This window comes from Planktothrix pseudagardhii (assembly GCF_904830925.1).
Taxonomy (GTDB): Bacteria; Cyanobacteriota; Cyanobacteriia; order Cyanobacteriales; family Microcoleaceae; genus Planktothrix; species Planktothrix tepida.
The window spans coordinates 1,939,482-1,960,520 of record NZ_LR882967.1 but is presented as its reverse complement, the minus strand read 5'-3'; the positions used below and the strand labels follow the sequence as shown (position 1 = coordinate 1,960,520).

General features: G+C 39.0%; 19 protein-coding genes. 3 read left to right on the top strand and 16 right to left on the bottom strand.

The features are described from left to right. Nucleotides 1-213 precede the first annotated feature (213 nt). Complete coding sequence (locus tag NMK36_RS28945; protein WP_306341364.1) at nt 214-504, bottom strand: DUF2949 domain-containing protein; 291 nt, start codon at nt 502-504, stop codon at nt 214-216. Between the two features lie 376 nt (nt 505-880). On the opposite strand from NMK36_RS28945, the gene NMK36_RS08350 reads away from it, so the two are divergent. After that, complete coding sequence (locus NMK36_RS08350) at nt 881-1,681, top strand: DUF362 domain-containing protein (RefSeq protein ID WP_072720503.1); 801 nt, start codon at nt 881-883, stop codon at nt 1,679-1,681. Here the strand turns inward: NMK36_RS08350 and NMK36_RS08345 are convergent. The 6 genes from NMK36_RS08345 to NMK36_RS08320 all read right to left on the bottom strand — a co-directional run bounded on the left by NMK36_RS08345 (nt 1,656) and on the right by NMK36_RS08320 (nt 8,884). Next, nucleotides 1,656-3,704 carry a HAMP domain-containing sensor histidine kinase gene (locus NMK36_RS08345; protein ID WP_254173515.1) on the bottom strand — a complete coding sequence of 683 codons (2,049 nt, stop codon included), beginning with the start codon at nt 3,702-3,704 and terminating at the stop codon, nt 1,656-1,658. The genes NMK36_RS08350 and NMK36_RS08345 overlap by 26 nt on opposite strands. A gap of 92 nt (nt 3,705-3,796) precedes the next feature. Further along, complete coding sequence (locus tag NMK36_RS08340) at nt 3,797-5,143, bottom strand: ABC transporter substrate-binding protein (protein ID WP_254173514.1); 1,347 nt, start codon at nt 5,141-5,143, stop codon at nt 3,797-3,799. Nucleotides 5,144-5,271: 128 nt separating this feature from the next. Continuing rightward, on the bottom strand, nt 5,272-5,526 hold the full coding sequence (locus NMK36_RS08335) for a hypothetical protein (protein ID WP_072720504.1): 255 nt from the start codon (nt 5,524-5,526) through the stop codon (nt 5,272-5,274). Nucleotides 5,527-5,585: 59 nt separating this feature from the next. After that, the gene (locus tag NMK36_RS08330) at nt 5,586-6,221 is read right to left on the bottom strand and encodes an ABC transporter substrate-binding protein (RefSeq protein WP_245824308.1); all 636 of its coding nucleotides are present in this window, start codon (nt 6,219-6,221) and stop codon (nt 5,586-5,588) included. 26 nt (nt 6,222-6,247) lie between these two features. After that, nucleotides 6,248-7,393 carry a GGDEF domain-containing protein gene (locus tag NMK36_RS08325; RefSeq protein WP_083580101.1) on the bottom strand — a complete coding sequence of 382 codons (1,146 nt, stop codon included), beginning with the start codon at nt 7,391-7,393 and terminating at the stop codon, nt 6,248-6,250. A 117-nt stretch (nt 7,394-7,510) separates the two neighbouring features. Next, nucleotides 7,511-8,884 carry a GH1 family beta-glucosidase gene (locus tag NMK36_RS08320; protein ID WP_072720506.1) on the bottom strand — a complete coding sequence of 458 codons (1,374 nt, stop codon included), beginning with the start codon at nt 8,882-8,884 and terminating at the stop codon, nt 7,511-7,513. Nucleotides 8,885-9,179: 295 nt separating this feature from the next. Here NMK36_RS08320 and NMK36_RS08315 point away from each other — a divergent pair, with 295 nt between their 5' ends. Both NMK36_RS08315 and NMK36_RS08310 read left to right on the top strand, forming a co-directional pair. Next, complete coding sequence (locus NMK36_RS08315) at nt 9,180-9,788, top strand: hypothetical protein (protein ID WP_186440415.1); 609 nt, start codon at nt 9,180-9,182, stop codon at nt 9,786-9,788. A gap of 94 nt (nt 9,789-9,882) precedes the next feature. Continuing rightward, nucleotides 9,883-10,089 (top strand): hypothetical protein, encoded by a 207-nt coding sequence (locus NMK36_RS08310; protein WP_072720508.1) that lies wholly within the window; start codon nt 9,883-9,885, stop codon nt 10,087-10,089. Between the two features lie 163 nt (nt 10,090-10,252). Here NMK36_RS08310 and NMK36_RS08305 read toward each other — a convergent pair whose 3' ends face one another. The 9 genes from NMK36_RS08305 to NMK36_RS08265 all read right to left on the bottom strand — a co-directional run bounded on the left by NMK36_RS08305 (nt 10,253) and on the right by NMK36_RS08265 (nt 20,924). Continuing rightward, entirely contained in the window at nt 10,253-10,816 is a 564-nt protein-coding gene (locus tag NMK36_RS08305; RefSeq protein WP_254173513.1) for a CVNH domain-containing protein, read from the bottom strand. Between the two features lie 158 nt (nt 10,817-10,974). Continuing rightward, nucleotides 10,975-12,063: a hypothetical protein gene (locus NMK36_RS08300; protein ID WP_254173512.1), complete on the bottom strand. Its 1,089-nt coding sequence runs from the start codon at nt 12,061-12,063 to the stop codon at nt 10,975-10,977. 119 nt (nt 12,064-12,182) lie between these two features. Next, entirely contained in the window at nt 12,183-13,019 is an 837-nt protein-coding gene (locus NMK36_RS08295) for a hypothetical protein (protein ID WP_254173511.1), read from the bottom strand. A gap of 143 nt (nt 13,020-13,162) precedes the next feature. Continuing rightward, complete coding sequence (locus tag NMK36_RS08290; RefSeq protein WP_254173510.1) at nt 13,163-14,335, bottom strand: hypothetical protein; 1,173 nt, start codon at nt 14,333-14,335, stop codon at nt 13,163-13,165. Nucleotides 14,336-14,461: 126 nt separating this feature from the next. Beyond that, a complete protein-coding gene (locus NMK36_RS08285; RefSeq protein WP_254173509.1) occupies nt 14,462-15,766 on the bottom strand; it encodes a hypothetical protein in 1,305 nt (434 codons plus the stop codon). A 211-nt stretch (nt 15,767-15,977) separates the two neighbouring features. Continuing rightward, nucleotides 15,978-17,708 (bottom strand): hypothetical protein, encoded by a 1,731-nt coding sequence (locus NMK36_RS08280; protein WP_254173508.1) that lies wholly within the window; start codon nt 17,706-17,708, stop codon nt 15,978-15,980. 135 nt (nt 17,709-17,843) lie between these two features. Further along, the gene (locus tag NMK36_RS08275; RefSeq protein ID WP_072720911.1) at nt 17,844-18,395 is read right to left on the bottom strand and encodes a hypothetical protein; all 552 of its coding nucleotides are present in this window, start codon (nt 18,393-18,395) and stop codon (nt 17,844-17,846) included. 151 nt (nt 18,396-18,546) lie between these two features. Continuing rightward, nucleotides 18,547-20,103, bottom strand: a complete 1,557-nt coding sequence (locus tag NMK36_RS08270) for a tetratricopeptide repeat protein (protein ID WP_254173507.1) — start codon at nt 20,101-20,103, stop codon at nt 18,547-18,549. Beyond that, the gene (locus NMK36_RS08265; RefSeq protein WP_254173506.1) at nt 20,094-20,924 is read right to left on the bottom strand and encodes an RNA polymerase sigma factor; all 831 of its coding nucleotides are present in this window, start codon (nt 20,922-20,924) and stop codon (nt 20,094-20,096) included. Before NMK36_RS08265 ends, NMK36_RS08270 begins: the two co-directional genes overlap by 10 nt. Nucleotides 20,925-21,039: the final 115 nt, after the last annotated feature.

Sequence of the window (21,039 nt, the reverse complement as noted above, 5' to 3'; positions counted from 1 at the left end):
TCCTGAAAAATCGACTGAAGGTTTAAACAGATAGGGATGGAATAATTTGTAACCCTTGAATAAGATTAAAGTCAGCCTTCAATGAAAGCTGACTTCGGGGAGTTAAATTGAGATTGTGGGCGTTGAAATCGTTTTGTTAAACGTCTTGACATAAACAAAATTTTTTCATATTGGATTAAGACACTTTTCTAAAATGGTTTAACCCCTGAAGAATTAAGCCACCAAAGAAGCCGAAAGATTAACGGTTTCCGTTCGTGAAGATTCGCAAAGATCCGGATGGGGATACAGTGTCGGTTTCGTTTCCATGATGCTGCCAAATCGCTCTAACCAATCAAAAATTCGATCAAGTTGTTCGAGTGTAATTAACCCATACTGCCACAGGATCATTGGTAACTGACCTGAATCCTGTTCTGGGTGGCGGAGTGCCATTGCAATTGAAGAAGCCGGGATCGCTAACTCCCACCGTAAAAATTGAATCAGTTGTGCTTGTTTAGGGGAAATCATAATTGAGGTTCCTACAAAAAAGAGGGGGTAAAAGTTAGACAACAGTAGAAATAAGATTCTACGATATTAATTCTATAGGGAATTGAGGGAAGTACAGTGATAGATATCGGGTTACTTCTGTGATTTAATCAACTGAATTGTGTGATCATCATCACAGGGGAAGGGATAACTTGACTGAGTTTCTACGAAATTTTGTTTTTAGAGTTCCCTAGAGACAATGTTGTTACGGTTTGGGTCAACATTGTTTTTTTATGATACCTTGTTCTTGAACTTTGAGTATCCTAGCTTAAAATTATTTGACAAAACTCTATTCATTAAAATTTTATTAAAAATTCATTAGAAAATTTCCCCTAAGATTACTATTTGAGATTGAGTTATGAGTCGTGATCGAGTCCAGGTGATCGGGTCGTCGAATTTTATCTATGAACCGCCCCAATCCGCACTAACGGCAAAACGGATTTTAGTGAAACCCAATTTAGGCTATCCTGTCCCGCCTCCTGTTACGGTCAGTCTGAAGGTATTAGCAACGGTACTGACCACTCTGCGACAGAAAAATCCCCAAGCTGAAATTTTCATTGTAGAAGGGGTTTGTTCTCCCGTGTCCCTGAGTGAAATTATTCGTCGTCTTGGGATTGATCAAATTTTAGGAGAAGGGATAGAAGTTTTTGATGCGGATACCTTACCTCTGACCGAATATCCGAATTTTTCCCCTCAACCGGTGCGGTTTAAATCCATGTTTGCTCCCAGACTATTAATGGAAGTAGACTGTCGGATTAGTGTGGCGGCTTTTAAACGAACAACTCTCAAAGGAGAACCCTTAATTTCTGCCTCTTTAAAAAATTTATATGGTTTGTTTCCTCGAAAACATTATCATGCTAGAAGTCTCTCCTCACGGGGACAATTACATCGTCCTTCTGTGCCGTTGATCTTACAGGATGTCTATTTCTGTATTGGACATTTATTTGATGGGGCTGTTGTGGATGGCGATCGCCAATTTATTAGTTTGGATTGGAAACCGGATCGAGGAAAATCAATTTCATTAGAAAAAGTTTTTTGGGGAGAAGATTTAATTGGTGTTGATCGAGAAGCCTGTCGGGTTGCGGGAGAAATGATTCCTAGTTATTTAGAACGGATTGATCAACTTCGCCAAATCACCCTGACTCAGAACGAAGAATAGGGAGTTTAATCATAAATTGTGTTCCTTCTCCAATTTTGGAGTCACATTTGAGTTGACCTTGATGCTGTTCAACAATAATTTTATAACTAATAGATAATCCTAACCCAGTGCCTTTACCAACAGGTTTTGTCGTAAAGAAGGGATCAAAAATTCGCCCTTTAATATCTGGAGGAATCCCTAAACCATTATCCCGAATTTCAATAGCAATCCATTCTTTATCCATCACCGTTGTCTGAATTATAATTTGAGGTTGTTTGATCACACAGGTTGGATTTTGATGTTCCCAGCATTCTTGTAAAGCATCAATAGCATTCGCAAGTAAATTCATATAAACTTGATTGAGTTGACCAGGATAGCAATTAATTAAAGGTAAGTCACCATAGTTTTTAATGACTTGAATTTCAGGGCAATAGGGGAGAGATTTAAGACGAGTTTGTAAAATTTGTAAGGTACTGTCAATTCCCTCATGAATATTAATTCTTTTTTGTTCAGATTCATCTAAACGGGAAAAGTTTTTGAGAGATAAAACAATTTCTTTAATTCGGTTAGCACCATCTTTCATCGATTGATAAACCTGGGGTAGATCAGTTTTAATAAATTCCAAATCAATTTCAGCAATAATTGCTTCAATTTCTTCCTGGGGTTCGGGATAATTTTTTTGGTAAACTTCCACTAATTGAATTAAATGTTTACCATAATCAGATGCAAAATCTAGGTTGCCATAAATAAAACTCACAGGATTATTAATTTCATGGGCAACCCCTGCTACTAAATGCCCTAAACTGACCATTTTTTCATTTTGAATCAGTTGAGATTGAGTTTGTTTTAATTCTTTTAAAGCATGAATCAGTCGTTGATTTTTATCTTCTAGTTCTTGAGTCCGTTCCGTTACTTTTAATTCTAAATTTCGATTATAATCTTCTAACTGATGATAATAAATTTGTAATTGAATCGTCATTTGATTAAAGGTTCGGGCGAGTAACCCAATTTCATTCTCACTTAAAATGGGGACTGTTTGCTGAAAATTTCCTTGACTAATAACACGGGCTGTTTTTACAATCGCTAAAATGGGTTGCACAATTTGGCGACCTAAAAAGAACATTGCGATCGCCATAACTCCTGATAAAATTAATCCAATCAATAAAATAGAACTGGCTAACTTACGGGCAGGAGTAAAAGCTTCCGTTTGAGAGCGTTCTACAATTAAAGCTAAATCTTTATTAGATAAAGAATAATAAACCCCGATCACAGGAACCCCTCGATAATTTCGATATAATCCTTCCCCACTTTTTCCCTGCATAGCTTGTTCAATTCCATCACTATTAATTCCATCAGGAAATTCATCTGATCCTAGCTTTTGAGACGCAATCAGAACATAACGATTAGATAAACCACTTCCCATATTTCCAACTAAATAAGTTTCTCCGGTTTTATCTAAATCAGTGCGTTGACGAATCACCTGATCAACTCGTTCTAAGTTTAAATGGGCTGCTAAAAGTCCTAAGCGTTTACCGTCTTGATCTAAAATTTGATCCGCTAACGTAATTTGGGGATAACCTGTAATGGGTGAACGATAAAAATTAGAAACAAAAGAGTTTTGATTATCCGATTGAATATCACTGTATTGCACTAAGGGTTGATATTTGCCGATTTGAGATGGGTCAGTTGAAACTAAAACTCGACCGCCACGAGACAAAATAAAAATTTCTTTTAACCCCGATTTTTCTCTCGTAAATGAACTTAAAGAAGCTTGTAATGACCTTTGAATATTTTTATAATCCTCACTAGATTTATCCAGGGTAAATAGTGTTTTTGCAGGAGTCCGAAGTTCAGGCATTTGAGCTATAGCTAAAACCACTTGACTTTGATCAAAGACCCAATGGTTGAGTTCTTCCCGTTTTAAGGAAGCTGCCATATTTAGTTCATTAAAAATTGAGTTTTTTAAGGATTCTTTAGCTTGATAAAAAGCCATATATCCAACGAGAGAAACAATGACTAACGATAAAATCAGAAAAGAACTCACAAGCTGGAATAATAAGCTTTTTTTCCAAAGATTCATAGGAAAAATTAGAATAGATGAAAGGGGATAAAATGTTACGATAAATCGGGAAGTAATCACTTCTGTTGCCACTGATCAAAAATTTCTTTGATCCGTTGAATTGCCTGATCGGTTGCCTGTTCTGGAGAGACCCCTTGAGTTAATACGGCTTTAATCGCTTGACCCCAAATATTTTCCGTTTGAACCTGAGCATAAGCGGGGTTGATAACATGATATAAAGGTTGAGTTTTATTGGATTGAAATTGTTGAGATGCCACTTTTAAATGAGGATCATTAGGATTTTGCCAAAAAGGATCATTCCAAAGTTGCCTCATAACCGGGAAATACCTTCCCCCAGTGCCTTGAACATAAGCACTAAGATTTTTAGGTTCAATGAGATAGGTCAGAAATTGTTGTGCTAGTTTTGGATTCTGAGCTTCCGAAAAAACCACCGCTTCTTTAACAGAAACTAAATGTTTCATCCGTTGACCCTTGGGGGTATTAGGAAAGAGTGCTGTCACCAGTTGATGTTGATAAATGTCTTGATCTTCCCGTTGGGAACCCGGAATGGATAAACTCGGATTGAGGGTCATAATGGTACTACGGTTCAAGAAATTAGTATTATTATCCGCATTCAACCAATTAATCGCAGCCGGGGGAACATTTCCCTGAAGATAAAAATTAGTATATTCATTCAAGGTATCTATAATTCCTTGACGAACAGTGGGTTGATCTAATTGTAAATTTCCCTGCTCATCGAAAAGTTGAACATCATGGGCAATTAAAAATTGTTCAAAAATTAAATAAGTATCTGAAGATTCAACGGACATCGGTAAACCTAAACCATAAATTTCCGTTTGTCCCGACGTTTTTAAATTAGCTTGAGCTTGTTGCCAAATCTGCCAAAATTCTGACCAATTTTGAGGTAAATTTTGAGGATCAATTCCCCCTTCTTGAAGTAATGCTCGCCAGTAGTGAATATGAAGCGTTTGCTCCATTAAGGGAATGGCATAATAAGACCGTTTTTGAGTAGCTTTATTCTTCAGATAAACTGATGCGATAGCACTGGGTTCATATAAGCTTTGAATCGGTTCCATCACCCCAGAAACATCCGCTAATTTTCCCTCCCAAGCCCATTGAGGAATTAAGGTAAAATCAGCCCGTTCGGAAAATAAAATATCTGGAGGATTTCCGACTTTTAAGGCTGTAATCGCTTCTTTTAAGGTATCATCTTCACTAAAAAAAGACAGCTTAACTTGATTCCCCGTTACTTGTTTCCAGTTCTCGACCACTTTTTCAATTGCTTCATCTTGTTCTGGATAATATCCTCGATTCCACCAGATGGTTAATTCTGATTTTTGTTGAATATTCTCAGGCTTTTTAGGGGATTGACTTGTACAAGTGATTAAAACGAAACTGACCATTAACAAGGCTATAAATCTTGCAAAGTGACGGGAAAATAAGTTTATTCTCATGGTTAGAACCATTTGGAAAATGTGGAGAAATTTAGGGTTTAGAATCAGGCAACTTGAAAAAGCTATCTTTTATTAGTTTACTCCTGAACTTTCCACTCGGCAAATATTGTTTGAATTTCAGCAATAGCCATCTCCGTTGCTGCTTCTGGAGATAAACCCTCAACAATGACCTGTTCTATTGCTTTTCCCCATACATTTTCAGCAAAAATTTGGGAATAGGGTGCAAACAGAATCGAAGACAACGGCGCAACAAAACGAAATTGTTCTGATGCGACCTTGAGATGGGGATCATTCGTATTATTCCAAAATGGATCTGATAACAGTTGTGGCATAACGGGGAAATAACGTCCAGCAGACCCTTTTAAATAGTTTAAAAGGATTTCTGGTTTTGCTAAAAAAGAGAGAAAACTTTTAGCTTCCTGGGCATGGGGAGAATTTTCATTTGTACCTCTTGCCAAAAAGCCCAGAAATTATTCCAATCTTTGGGAATATCACGTTCTTGAAATCCGGCTTCTTCCAGTAAATCTCGCCAATAATGGAGATGTAAAGTTTGCTGCTGAAGAGGTACACCGTAATAGCCAAATTTCTTAGATGTCTGATTGTAGAGATAAACCGATTGAATCGCGCTGGGAGTATAAAGGGTTTTGATAGGTTTAATAATATCGGAAACCTCAGCAACTTTACCTTCCCAAGCCGCTTTAGGATTGACGGCAAATTCTAACCGTCGATTATAAACAATATCGGGTAAATTTTGGGTTTCTAAGGCGTTTAGTGTTTGTTTTAAGTTTTCATCATCACTAAATAATGTCAGTTCTGCTTTGAGTCCAGTTTGTTGTTCCCAAGCTTTAATCACCGTTTGCAACGCTTCATCTTCTTCGGGATAAAACCCTTTTGTCCACCAAATAGTTAAAGGCGACTTGAGATTAGAAGTAGAGGTGTTTTGAGATAAATGTTGAGACTGTTCCGCACAAGTCACTAAAACCAAACTTATTATAAATAATAAGCTAAAAATCAAAAATTTTTTCATATTAACGATTGAGATTTCATTCAAAGTTAACACACGGATTTTTGATTCCGTTTCAGGCGTTTTTGGGTATACATTAATTCATCTGCTTGAGTGACTAATTCTTCCAGACGAGTATGATAACTGGGATTAAAATTAATACTGCCAACACTCATCGATAACTGAAAACTGAAAAAGCTATTTTCATTAAACTGATCAATTTCGTATTTTAAACGACTTTCTATATTTTCACAATAACCGATACAATTAGGAGCAAAAATTACAAATTCATCTCCTCCCAAACGGGCAACAATATCAGACTCTCGAAAGGTTTGTTTCAAAACTTGAGCCATAGCCCGAATCAAAGCATCTCCCTGGTCATGACCCCAAGTATCATTGACTATTTTTAAGCCATCTAAATCTATGAAAATGATCCAACAAGATGTGTGTAAACGTCGAGCTAACTTTAATTGTTGTTCAGCTAAAACAAAAAATCCCCGACGATTTAATAATCCGGTTAGTTCATCCGTTAAAGATAATTGTCTGACTTCTGCTTCTGCTTTTCGTCGTTCTCCAATTTCTTCAGCTAATTGTTGATTTAAAGTTTGTAATTGGGAAGTACGATGGCGGACTCGTTGTTCTAATTCAGAATAAACTTGAACATTTTCCATCGCTACTGCGGTTGTATCGGCTAAAGCTTGTAATAATTTCACTTCTTCAGCAGTCGGTTGATGCAAAATTGCCCAATAAATTCCAATCGCCCCAATCGGGTCAAGGGTACGAATGGGAACCATTGCTAAACTCTTAACAAAGGTGGGTTGATAGGCGGCATAGGGAACTCGTTCATCCCCATAAATATCAGAAATAATTGCAGGTTGACGATGAATCATTGTCCAACCTCCAAGACAAATTTCTATCGGAAATCTTTGACCTTTCCACAGAGGAGCAATGGAATCTTCATCAGCATAAAAACATTGATCCTGATCTCGCAAAACAAAACTCGCCCCGTCAGATTTGGTCAGTTCGCGGGCTGCGTGTTTAACAATCGTCATAATGGTTGGCAAATCCCGCGCCAGAGAAAGTTCCTGCACAACAGTAATTAACCGTTCCATCGCTTGATAATACCCAGGTTGGATACTGTGAGGTTCGCCCGATTGGAGAGCCGGGGTAATAGGGGAAGAAAGTATTGTATTCATAACAAAAGTTAGCTAGGAGAAATAAATAAAAATATTAAACTCTCGGCTAAAACTGAATTTTTTGCTAACACTTTGAGTCTAAGTTGTTTCTGACTTCCCCTAGGCTTAAAGATGAGGCTAAACGACCCGATTTTGCCGAATACATTCAGCATACCATTGAAAACTGGCTTTAGGGATGCGTTTTTGTGTAATATAATCCAGATAAATTAAGCCAAAACGACGTTGATAACCCCAAGCCCATTCAAAGTTATCCATTAAGCTCCAAACGAAATATCCTTTTAAGGGATATCGTTCAACAAGAGCACGATAAGCTGATTTAAAATGCTGACGTAAATACATAATCCGATCCGTATCGATGACTTCTCCTTGGGGAGTTAATTCATCTTCGGCTGCACAGCCACTTTCTGTAATTAAAATAGGTAAATCTGCTCGATCTAAGGTTTCACTGATATGACGAATTCCCCAATAAATACACTCAGGAACGATATTCAACCAAGGCATATTCATGCGAGGATATCCTTTAGGTAGTCCCAGAAATTCAAACCCCTGAGAATTATCAGATGCACGGACATAAGTTGCTGAGTAAATATTTAATCCTAATTGGTCTAAGGGCTGATGAATAATTTCTAAATCTCCGGGTAAAATATCCGGGGCTTCATTTCCTAATAATTCCAATAAAACGGGACTATAGGAACCGGTTAAAGCCGGAAAGATAATTCCCCCATTTTCACCACAAAGGGCAAAGGCTTTTTGGGCGGCTAAAATATTTTCTGGTGTTTCTGTAATGGGAACTGTTACCGCACAATTATCGACTAAAGAAACGGTACAAGGAACCGTCGAATTTGCCCGAATGGCTTGCACCCCTAACCCATGAGCTAATAAGGCATGATGGGAGGTTTGCCAAACTTCTTTGGGGCGGGAAACAATGGTTCCCGGTGCATGGGGAGGAAGGGCATTGACTTGATAACCTAAATGGGTAAAACAAGGAATTTCATTAATGGTCATCCAAGAGGTAATGCGATCGCCTAATTTATTAACAACAACCGCCACATAATCGGCAAAATCCTGAGCCATTTCTCGACTACGCCAAGACCCATATAAATCCTCTAAAGCTTGGGGACTATCCCAATGAAATAAAGTCGCATGGGGGGTAATTCCATTCTTTAATAAGGTATCGACTAAACGTTGATAAAAATCCAGTCCAGCTTCATTCACAGTTCCTCGTCCATCGGGAATAATTCGCGACCAAGCAATACTAAACCGATAATGTTTAATTCCTAATTCAACCATCAGTTGAATATCTGTTTCATAACGATGATAATGATCACAAGCAGGATCACCCGTTTCCCCATTTAATACCCGTCCAGGGGTTTGACTAAAGGTATCCCAAACACTGGGTTTCCGTCCTCCCTCCGCCACAGCACCTTCAATTTGATAAGATGCTGTCGCCACTCCCCACATAAAATCCGGTGGAAATTGATTCCTCACCATTGACAAGAAGCTCCTCAATATAATAAATTTATTCAACAGAGAATTCTTTAATTAGAAATAGTTTAACAGCAACAGAGCCAAGGATTGTGATTGCTAGAGGAGATAAATCAGTGTTATTATTGAGTATTTACTGCGAGGATATTATTTAAGGAAATTCTATAGAAGTGTTAGAATAATAGGAACGGATAGCCCTATCGTGCTACCCAATTTTTTGTGACCCTAGACCGGGGTTGCTTCCAAGCGAAATAAAACGGTATATTCCTTACTGTTGAACAATCCTAATTCAATGAGGACTATGATGCTAAACCGATTCAAAGCAATTTATAGGATAGTGATTTTAGGTTTAGGGTTGGTTTTCCTCCTGGGAATCACACCTGTTTGGGCGGCGAAGTCTCTTCCTGAACCGAATGATCGAGGAAATTATATGACTAAATCCGATCATTTATATTGGCAAGTGGTTGATTCCGATCCAAATGGATTAAATTGTCGCATGGGAAATGCCCCGATTGAAGAGATTTGGAATCCTGATAACCCCGGATTTCCAGCTATTAGTAGTTGGCCGGCTGTCACCACTTTAAAACCGGATGAAGTGTTCCGGGCACAACCGAGCTATGGCGGTTTTGTAATTACCTTTGATGATCAATTTCTACCTTGGATTTTTGTTAAGAAAAAACCCGATGGCACACCTGCAAACTGTTTTGTAAGGGCGAATAGTGCCTTAATTAAACCTGTTGAAGAACCAATAGATAATAACGTTTCTACCCAACCGATTGAAGAACCAATAGATAATAATATTTCCACCCAACCTGTTGAAAATCCAACGGATAATAACGTTTCGACTCCAGCCGTTGAAACGCCTCCCGAACCCAGTATTGACGACACTGAACCCTTTATTGATTTGTAATCACCTCTGGTTTCTAGGTTCAACCTGGAAACCAGAGATAGGAAATGCTGAAACCTGTTTTAACTTTTGTTATCCGTAGAAGATGTTCAACAATATGGAGACAAAAGACACTGATCTTAAACAGCAGGGTAAAAATTGGACTAAAATTAATCAGTCTTTGGTTAGTGCCAGCGACGATAATTTGTTGGCATCTTCTTCTCAACGCTATGATAAATTTATTCAACAAATCATCGTTTTAAGTCAGCAAAACTTTGGATTATCTGAAGTGCAACTTCAATCTCGCTGTGGCAATGTCTATTAAGTTGTGAGGTATAATTTTCCTCGATGCGATCGCATTTCTCATAAACATAAAAAGCGATCACGCTCCTTTGGGAAAGATACGCGATCGCCCTTCATCAAAAATAGCTTAACAATAAATAGCAAATGGTGATTGAGCAACTGACTCAAATTCAACCCAAATTTTTTTAATTCCAACTTTCTCGGAATCTGTTGAGATAATCCTCAAATTCTTGATCGTTATCGAAATGGGATCTGAACTCTTGATCTGCTCTCATCTCGCTAATAATTCTTTCTACATCCTCATTAGCCTCAGCCTCATTAAAGGCGACTGGTTCATCTGTTGGCTCACTGGTATATTGAAGTTCTCCATCAATGTTTTCAATTCCAGTTAGACGGAGACTGGTTGAAACATAATAACCCGCTCTGGTTCGACATCGAGCAGAAATGACATCTCCACGAATCGAGATATCATCACAAGACTGATCAAAATTAGCAGGTCTCCAAGAAGAAGTGACCTTGAGAGTTCCATCAATATTTTCAATCCCTTTCAACAATAAATCAGTCTGATTCAGTGATTGATCTCTTCTTCTGCAAGTCGCTTCTAATACCGAACCGTAAATATCAATATCTTCGCAGGTCAGTTGATAACTACTTGAAGCAGCATTAGCAGACAAGGGACTGGTAATCAGTGCCAAGCTAACAACAAATATTAAGACCGAGATCGCCTTAATCCAACGATTTAAGTTCACTTTAATTACTCCTTGTATTTGTGAGTTTTTACCTAAAGATTGAGGTTTGTCTTTCCTTTCTACACTAATAAGACGTTTCCCAAGCTCAATTTCTGAATTTTTTGAGTTAGAGGCGTTTTTTTCTAAATCAATCCACCAATAAACTCTCTTTTGTCACTTTATAAGTTCGTGGTTAAATTTGCCACCATTCCATTGAGTTCGCTAATTTCACTTAAGATATCCGGGTCACTGAAAGACTTAAGGGCATCCCCATACTCTTTGACGTTCCCGGCTTTTTGTATTGCCAAGTTGATTCGCTTTTCTAGGTGATCAGACAGTTGGGAGATTTTATTGGTTAATACTATTGCCTTCTGTAACACAGGAGTTTCTATTCGTAAAGTTCTTAAACTTTTCTCAATATAATAGGCTTCTAAAAACCGGATTGTTTCCGGCTTCCGGGTTATAGCTCCTGCGGCTTGGATGTAATATGTTCCACTGTTGGCTAAATTTGGCCCACCGGCAGTAGCTTGATCAAGGGCGGGGACGGCGCAGTTCATGAATTCTTTGGAGCTAAGGTCTGTTTTGCAACCGTTGTAAACCGCCACTTGATAGATTCGGTCTATTATATAGTAAAGTTTCATCGCTTCTTTAAAGTTTTTTAGATTATCATCATTATCAGATCCAACAAGTCTTTCTACGCAGGGAAGAAATGTGAAATATATATAGCCAGTCTTACCTTCAGGTACAGGTTTATTAGCTTCACAATGGTTGATAACAAAGTCAAAAAAGTATACATACTTATTATCGCCGAATATACTGATGTCGCGTGTTATAGGGTTTGGAGAAAAAACTTTATATTCCAGAGTGATATTTTCATTATATCCTTGATTTGCCTGCTCTTTTTGTAGCTGATTGATTCTATTAAGACGATTTTCGTACTCTCTCTGAGATTCATTGCTCAACTGCTGAAAATCTGTGGCATTCTTCCGGGCTTCGGTTTGAATTTTCTGTAATTGACTGTCTATCTCTGACAGTGTTGCTTTACCACTCTCGTAAGACAGATTGGGGAGTTTTTTAATCGCTGTTAGTACGCCATCTAACTCTACCTTAACGTTAAATATGTATGACTGTAGCGTGCCATTATAATCCAATGCCAAAGCGGGTGTTGGCACAAAAAGCAGTACAGCTAGAATCAAAATTACCAAGGTTTTCCACACAATCTTGGCTTGATTTAGTAGGTCTTTCTGGGTAAAAAATTTTATTTTCATACTCCGTTGGTTTTGGGAACTCATAAATTAAATCAGTAGTTTCTGGGTTTAAATTTAGATAGCAATAGATAGCGATGATTGCCATCTATTGTGTGGAGCCTTATAACTTACTGAACCTGTTATAAGTTCGTGGTTAAATTTGCCACCATTTCATTAAATTCGCTAATTTCACTTAAGATATCCGGGTCACTGAAAGACTCAAGTGCATCCCCATACTTTTTGACGTTTCCGGCTTTTTGTGTTACCAAGTTGATTCGCTTTTCTAGGTGATCAGACAGTGTGCAGATTTTATTGGCTAATACTATTCCGTCGGACAACTTCTGGTTATCATTCTCTAACTTGGCTCTACTGTCTTTTAAAGCGTTCAGCCTAGACCGGATTAATAATAGATCTGACTTATTTTTTTCCAAATACTTCCTGAAATTATCGGCTCCTTGGATAAACTGATTGTCCACTTGCGCTCCCAGTTTTTTTGCAGCCCGTTGAATGCGCTCTAGTTCACTTTGTTTTTGCTGGTATTCCACTTCATTCCTCTGCACTTCCTTCTCCAAAGCTTGTTGGGAGACATATAGCTTGTTGATCTCATTAAGAAGTTTATTGGACTCTTTTTGACCTTCATCGCTCAACTTCTGAAAATCTGCGCTATTCTTCCCGGCTTCGGTTTGAATTTTTTGTAATTGACTCTCTATCTCTGATAGTGTTGCTTTACCAGTCTCGTAAGACAGATTGGGCAGTTTTTCAATCGCTGTCAGTACGCCATCTAACTCTACTTTAGCATTAGATATATAGGACTGTATTGTGCCATTATAGTCTAATGCCAATGCTGGTTTTGGCACAAAAAGAAGTGCAGATAGAAGCAAAATGACTAAGGTTTTCCACACAATCTTGGCTTGACTTAGTAGGTTTTTCTGGGTAAAAAATGTCATTTTTATAATCTGGTAGTTTTGGGTGTCCATAAATTAACTCAGTAGTTTCTTGGCTTAAGTTTACATAGCAATAGATAGCGATAATTGCCATCTATTGCGCCTATTTCCTAAGTCATGTCTAAAAGGTATTTTGTGAACCTTAGCTGATCAGCGCGGATGGCTGAATGGGTGTTCTAAATTCCTTGAGAGACTTTATTACTTAAGTTCGTGACTAATGTAGCCAAATCTTTGATTTCACCCAAGATCTCCGGGTCACTGAAAGAAGAAAGTGCATCCGCATACTCTTTGACGTTCCCGATATTTTGTTTTGCCAAATTGATGTCGTTTTCAGCTTTATTGCAAAATGAAGACATTCTAGTGGCTAGGACTGCTGCTTCAGCTATTGTCTGCCTGTTGCTCTCTAACTTGGTTTTATTTTGTTCTAATGTATCGATACGAGACTGCTTCGACCTGAGTTCTGCTTTCTTGCTTTCAACGGCATTGCGGAGTTGCGAGATCCGATCCAATCGGAATTTTAGATCATTTCTGAGCGGTTCAAGTTCTTGATTTTTACCTTCGTATCTTCTTATTTCTTCATTGAACGAGCTTTTAAGCCCTAGTGGATCAAAGGTTAGTCCATCTAATTCCCTTCTAACGTGCCTCGCCGCTGCCAAATTATCCTGTATCTCGCGGTTCAGTTTTTCGTACTTATTGTAAGCTTCGTCATACTGACTGCCCTCAAGACCTAATTCACGTTCTACCATGGGTAATTCTGCTTTCTTGGCTTCCACTTCTCTCTTCAAAACCTGTTGCTCTTGATACATTGTGTTGATGTTATTCAGAAGTTCTTCATATTTTTTCTTTTGCTCACTGCTCCAAGTATCAAACTGTTTGGCACGGTTGCTTGAATCCTCTTTAAGTTTTTGTAGTTGACTGTCTATCGTTGCCAGACTTTCTTGACCTTCCTTCTCAGGGAGGTTGGGAAGTTCCTGAATTGACTTTAGTATACCCTTGAAATCTACTGTAAGTTTAGATATGTAGGATTGTAGCTCCTGGTTATAGGCAATAGATGGATCTACACTTGCAGGAGAATTAACTGTATTCTTAATCAGATTAATGACTGGATTGAAGTCAATTTTCTGAAGCTCATTAGAGACTTGATTCAAGTCACCTTTCTGAATATCATTAACGACTTTATTTAAGTCAACTTTCTGAATTTCATTAACAGCTTTATTTAAAAAACTATTAAAGTCAAATGCTAATGCAGGAGTTGGGAAAAACAGCAGTAAAGATAGAATAAAAACGACTAACGTTTTACCTATGAACTTGGCTTTACTGAGTGGTATTTTAGTCGAACAAAAATTCATTTGTATACTCCGGTAGTTGTGTTTATCCATGACTTAATTCAGGAGTTGGTGGATTAACTTTAGATAGCGATGATTCCCAATCTATTGCAGGTATTCCATCAGCTATGAGCAGGCTTGTTCTCAACCTTAGCCGATGGGATTTGTAGCCTGTTCTAAAGCTTGAATCTGCATATTGACAGAACCGAAAAGTTTTTTAGCTAACTCAGGTGTTAGTTTTTTAGCCGTTTCGATTGAAGGTTGTGTCTGTATATTAGCTGCTACTTGATTTTCCAGAATTTTTGCTGCCACTAAAGATTCCTTAGAAATTCCATAGACAGCCATCCATTGAGATAAGCTCCGCAAGAACATATTAATAAATTGCTGGCTAGAATATCTCTGAATCTTCTTCTCTAAAGATAAGCTTTCGTGGGGTTGAAGGTTTTTGAATTTTTTAAGGTTATTACAGTAGCTCTCCATTGAATACCAGAAAATTGTTTCCTGCTTCAATGAAACCACGATTGTAGAGAGTGCTTTATATACAGTCTGGAAACTCTCAACAGATCTGGCAGCATCAGAAATACTGCTTTCGATGCTGGAAATTTGTCCTGCATATCTGCTAATTTTTAAAAGAGTTTCAATTTTTTGTTGCTGAAGACGTTGCATTTCACTAAAGTATCGAGAATTTTCTTGAGCTATCAGTTCCTTTCTTGGGTCAGGAACATTGACTCCAAAAAACCCTAAAAAACCGGCAACAAAACCGCTAAAGCCTCCACCAGCAGACTCTTCTATTTTCAAGAGGGAATCACAATGATCTATAATCAGCTTATCAATATCTTTTAAAAGATTATCTTGGTAGATTTTCGCGTTTGTCTGCAATTCATTAAATTCATTCAATTCTTTAGTTAGGTTAGTCTTTTCAGCATAACTAAGATTCCGTAAATTTAATGAATTTTTACTGACATCGTAGGACTGATTATAAAGATTTTCAAAACTATCCCCTAAAGTTTTGGCATAAATACCCATCTGGTTTGCAATCTTCGCGCAATACTCTAATTGAATACCGGCTAATGCTTCTTTACCTGTCAATAGATATTTGTATATTTTAACTAGAGCGATCATGATTTGTTGACATTGACTGATATATATGTCGAGTGTGTTAATACATTGGCCGGAAATTTTATGCAGTGAAAACTGGATTCCAGCGACTTGGGACTGAATCTCTGTTCCCGCCGAAGCATTGAATGCTAGAAACACTAAATCCCCAGAATTTTGCAAATTCCGCACTAACGAATCCATTGACAAAACTCCAAGAATCTGGGTCCTAGAATCAGCCACAAATTTACTGTCAATTGTTTGAGGAATTATAAGTGTCTCTATCTTTTCTTTATTGGTTATATAAGGTTCTACCCAAAGGCCCAGATTATCTTGTTTCAGTATTGTTAAATCGCTCATTTTACCTACATGATTGATGTATGGGTTAAGAATGTTAGAGTGGGTTAGTAATTGTTTTATGTCGTCAACACAGGGGTTGAAACAAAAGGGTGTGAGGAAAGGACAAGAGCTAGTGAGTGTTGTGGAGCAAAGCATCACAACACCCAATATCTTAGAAGTCTCGCTTTATTAGGGTTTAAGCAAGCTTAGATAAATAGCTCAAGTTTGATTTTTAAGGAACAAGCACCGCTTGAACATCTAAAGTTGTCAGTTCTGCATTAAGATTTTTAAGAACTGATTGAGCTAAGGCTGGTGCTGCTTTTTGCCCTGCTTCAATTGAAGGTGCGGATGCGATGTTAGCTCCAACTTTTTGAAATACCTCATTTGAAGCAACCAGATATTTTTTAGAGACGCTATTCACAGCCACCCATCTACAGAGCAGATCAAGGGCTCCTCTCATGAAAACTGGTTGAGAGTAAGCCTTACGCCGTTTCTCCTCAGATTGGATTTTCATAGCGCTTTTCAGTGACTGTTGAGCCCTTGGGGATTGCAACCTTTCACAGAAATTCGCCATTGAATCCCAAAATAATGCTGTCTCAGTCAATGCAACGTGGGCTTGGGCGAGAGCGCGAACTGCACATTCGAGGCTTTCAATCGCCATAGCTGTATTATCAATGTCGATTTTTGTATTTGAGACTCGTACTGCATATTCTGCAAGTTTTGCCATCGTTTGACGGCTATCCTCTGCAAGTTTATTCCGGGCATTGAACAAATTAAGTTTGTGAGTTGACGCCCGCTCTAGTGCAGACTGTGAGGAACTTGACATTTCTTTCAAGTCCTGTGACATCCGATCTGTGGCTTTTTGAAGACCTTCGAGGGCTAGTTTTGCTTGTTCTAACTGCTGCGTTAATAATTGGTTTTCTTGGGTTTTTTGTTGGAGTTTCTGTTTTTCAGCTTCTTTTGCAGGCGAATCAGGCAGGTCTTTTATATTTTTGTTGCACTCAACAATTTCTTGCTCAACTTTAAGTTTTTTTCGCTGAAGTGCAAGTTCCTCTTTCGTGGCTTTCTCCAAATCAGCTATTGATGAGTCTACCTTCTTTATCGTCGGGTTCGTCGATGAGGTTTGGGTGTTAGCTGCTGAAGTGCTTCCACCGCCTAAATTTCCCCCTATCAATCCCCCAGTTTTTGCAGCAGCGAACATTTGAACTCCTGCACCAAAAGCCGCAGACAGACCCCCCATAATTGTAGAGGCGAGTCCTAGATCAAAAGCCCTTTGGGACTCTCTTTGCTCTATCTGTTTAGCTTCCTCATATTCTATATTGATTTGTTCTAGTGATGATTTAATCTGCTCTTGAAGCGTCTCAGCGTTTTTCTGAACGGCCGCCAACTCAGCTAAACCCTGCTTTAACTTTTCTCGGTCTTCATTCTTAATATTTCTTAACTCCAGTGACTCATTATGTACAACGGTACAGTCAGCTATAATTTTCTTAAAACGAGCAGCTAAAGCTCTGGCTTCCTGAGCCATCTCTTTTGCAGTCTCTCCACACTGTGAAATTATATCCACAGCTGCCTCTTCCTCAATCTGATATAAGAAGCTATAAGCCGAGAATATATTCTCAATGACATCATCAGACTTTGTTACAAAACCTTGAACTGTCGTTATGCAATCTGTACAAGCTTCATAGAACGATCTTTGTAGGTCAGACATCTTGACCTGGATATTCGGTACCCCTGACAAGGCATTAAATGCCAGGTACATCAAATCACCAGTAGTTTTTAAGTTCAATATGACTTTTTCAATCGATAAAGTCTGCAAAATTTCCCTTTCAGCTTCAACAACTAACACAGATGTGTAGCTTGGTTTAACCAAAAGTGAATAGATTTCCTCTTTTCCATCCGTTTTGATGACTAATTGGAGCTTGTCCTCATTGGGGTCAACTTTAACAATTGATGATTCGCCCATGTTATTTACCTGTAAACTGATTTTTTTTCGGGGTAGCCCGGTTCCGGGCTTAGGCATCTGTATCTATAAGACGATCTCAGATGGCAATTTCTGAATTTTTTGAGTTAGAGACTGTTTTTTTCCCTTTTTCAGGCTTTATATGCCGAACTGCGCCTTCAATGCTTTGTTATCAGTGGAACTGAACCATTCAGGTGTTGCCAGATCTGCTGTTTGTAAATTCGGGATATATAACTGAAAAGCATCAGGCCACCCTCCTAACGCTTCAGGATAATACACACCGTCGTATAGCGTCTGATAAATTGGGTTTTTGGATACAGGCTGTGGCGCGTAGCGACCCCAAAAAGCTTCTTTATCGTTCAGAAGCTTTGTTTCCATATAGTAAGTCAAGCTATTCCACTCAATGGTCACTGCTGATCTGTCTCGAACATAAGCCAAAAATATTTGACTTTTTGCAATAGAATCTTTTAATACACCTTTTACTCCCCGTGTATCATCCTTGAATGGGTCATAATTAGACCACCAAGGAGTAATTGGGGGTGTAAAACGATGAATATTTGGATTTCTTGACGGCTTATAACCAGTAAGCTTCCATAATTTCATCCCTTTGGGGAGGATTACTAATGTCGCTTTTTGGTCTAGGAAGGCTTGTTTCACATGATCCGGCTGTTGATTCCATTGGAGTGGCATTTAAGACCTCATGTTTTTGATTCAATCGAGCTAATTTTGTGTGCTCTGTTACACTTTAAAGACGATTTCCAACCTCAATTTCTGAATTTTTTGAGTTAGAGGCTGTTTTTCCCTCTAACTCAATGCCACTAGAAACTCATCTTCAACGCGGTTAATCCTTCCGCAATAAAGCTTTTAGCCGTTTCAAAGCCACTTCAACCTCCCCACGAGCCGGATAAAGTAACTGTTGACTCAAGGCATTGCGATAAACCTTGATTGCCCCTACAACATCCCCTAACCCCTCTAAAGCCCTCCCTAACCAGTAATCAGCTATAACGGGGTTGAACATCCTCAGTTCCTGACTTCGCACGCAAGCTTCTTCCCACCACTGGTGACTCGCCCCATCATTCCCCAGTACCCGATAACTTTCTCCTAGCCACACCGCAGCCGAGACAAATTGCAGATATCCCCCATTTTCGGGTAAAAACTGCCATCCTTGTTGTAGTACCTCCACCGCTTCTTGGTGTTTATGGGCTAAAGCCAACACTCGGCCATGACGAAACCAAGCATCCGGTAACAGAGGCTGAAGTTGAGTTCCCTGGAAAGAAATACGACATCCCCTCTCAATCTCCTTAAAGTTTTGCACCAGCACCCGCCCTGCTGTCGGCCAAACACTCCAACGTTCAGGAAATCGCTCCAGCATTTCTTGCACGATCAAAGCAAGACTTTCCTCTTCTGCTTGGAGAGAAACTTGGGTAGAGGTAATCAAAATTTCACACAAGGCTCGATAGATTTCACAATCATTGGGATAGAGACGATAAGCTTTCAGCATCACTTTAACTGCACTCTGATAATCCCCCCGGTGAAATAAACACAGCCCATAGTAATACCAACCACGAGGATTATTAGGGTGTTCTTCAGTAAACTCTGTTAACACCCTGACTCCTTGCTCCCAATCTCCTCGAAAAATGTGGTAATAAGCTAAGGATTTATGGACTGCGGCTCCATGAGGTGCCTGTCGTAAAGCAGAGCTAATCATCTGTTTAGTCTGCTTGCCCTTTTCACCAGATACCCACCTCATCGTGCAACGCCAATCCAACTGTCGTTGAAGTACCTGCAAATCATCAGGAGCTAAGACGATTAATTGATTCAGTCGTCGCTGTGCTTCCTGATAATTCCCCAGTTGGAGCAGTCCATCATAGCTATGAATTAAAGCCACAATATCATCTGGGTTGATGGACAAAATCCTGTTAAAGGCTTGTAAAGCCCCTATAGGATTCTCTCTCCCCATCTGCAATTGTCCCACAGCCAGCCAGTAAGCAGTGTTATCTGGTTCTAGGTTAGCCGCAGTTTCAAACGCAATAATGGCTTTTTCCGTATCACCTTGACAAATAGCAATCAATCCGCTAATGTTCTTGCTTAAAGCTTCAGTTTCTGAGAAAGCTAAGGCTCTTTCATAAACCTTAATTGCCTCAGTTTTCCGTTGCATGAGTTCCAAAAGTTTCCCCAACTTCAACCACAGATTTATTAATTGGGGTTGTCGTTCAAGGACTTTGTGATACTCTTCAATCGCCAGCGACCATTGACCCGTGGCGTAGAACAAATTAGCTAATTCCAACCTTTTTTTCCAGCCAGAGGGATACTGCTGCACATACTGACTTAATGTTTTCAGTTTCTGGTGTTGTCGGGTTGGTTTTTCTTCTAAAACTAGGTGAATATTCAATTCCACCCCAGAGGACTGGGTGAGTGATACCAAGCATGAGGCAGTGTTTCGAGACATATTGCACTTAGTTGATAATTAAGGAAACGATCAAAGCCCTCTTTTTGTCGCGAAGGTAGGGTCATCTCTGAGTCAGTCCTGATCATTGCATCCGAGTCGAAACTCTCTACTGCGGTTATCTTTTTTTTGCCGGATAAGTTAAAAGGCAATAGAGAAGATTTTTCTAACCCTGACAAATACCTTGTCAATCGTTTTTGCACAATTCGTCGTGCTTGTGAAATCCGTTTGCAAAGGTTGTTGTAGGATATCTTTAGTTCTTGTGCTATGTCCTGATAGGATTTCTCTTCAATGAAGTGCAGGACAAAGGGTTCCCGCAGTCTAGGTGGCAAATCCTCAATCACACGGTGAATAATTATTGCTAGTTCGCACTCCAAAGCCCAACTTTCAGGACTCTTGGAGGACGAAACAAGCCCATCATCCCCTTTTTCAACAATTATTTCCAAGCTCTCAACCCGATTACCTAACATCTTGTATTCTCGATGTTTATCCATACAGAGGTTATAGGTTAGTCGGGTCAACCAAGCTTTAAAGTTAGCAATGATATCACTGCCTTGTTTAAGCTTCTCTAGGGCTTTGAGCATCGCTTGGCTGAGTACCTCTTCGGCATCAATAGCATTCCCTCTCATCCATTTCAGACAGCAATGATAAAGATAATCTCGATAGTACCCCCATTGCTGCCAAAATAGCTTTTCTCTCTCTTTTGTGCCATCCGAAACTGTCTTTACAGCTTGGGCAATTACTAAGGGATGTAAGGTTTTATTACTATTCATTTTTTCAGTGCAGGGGATTTAACTTAATGGGTTCGTTATGTCATCCTCCTAAAGGATTATTCCACAAATAATTTAGGATTTCTATAGCCGTGTTGAAAATAGTTGGAAAAATTTA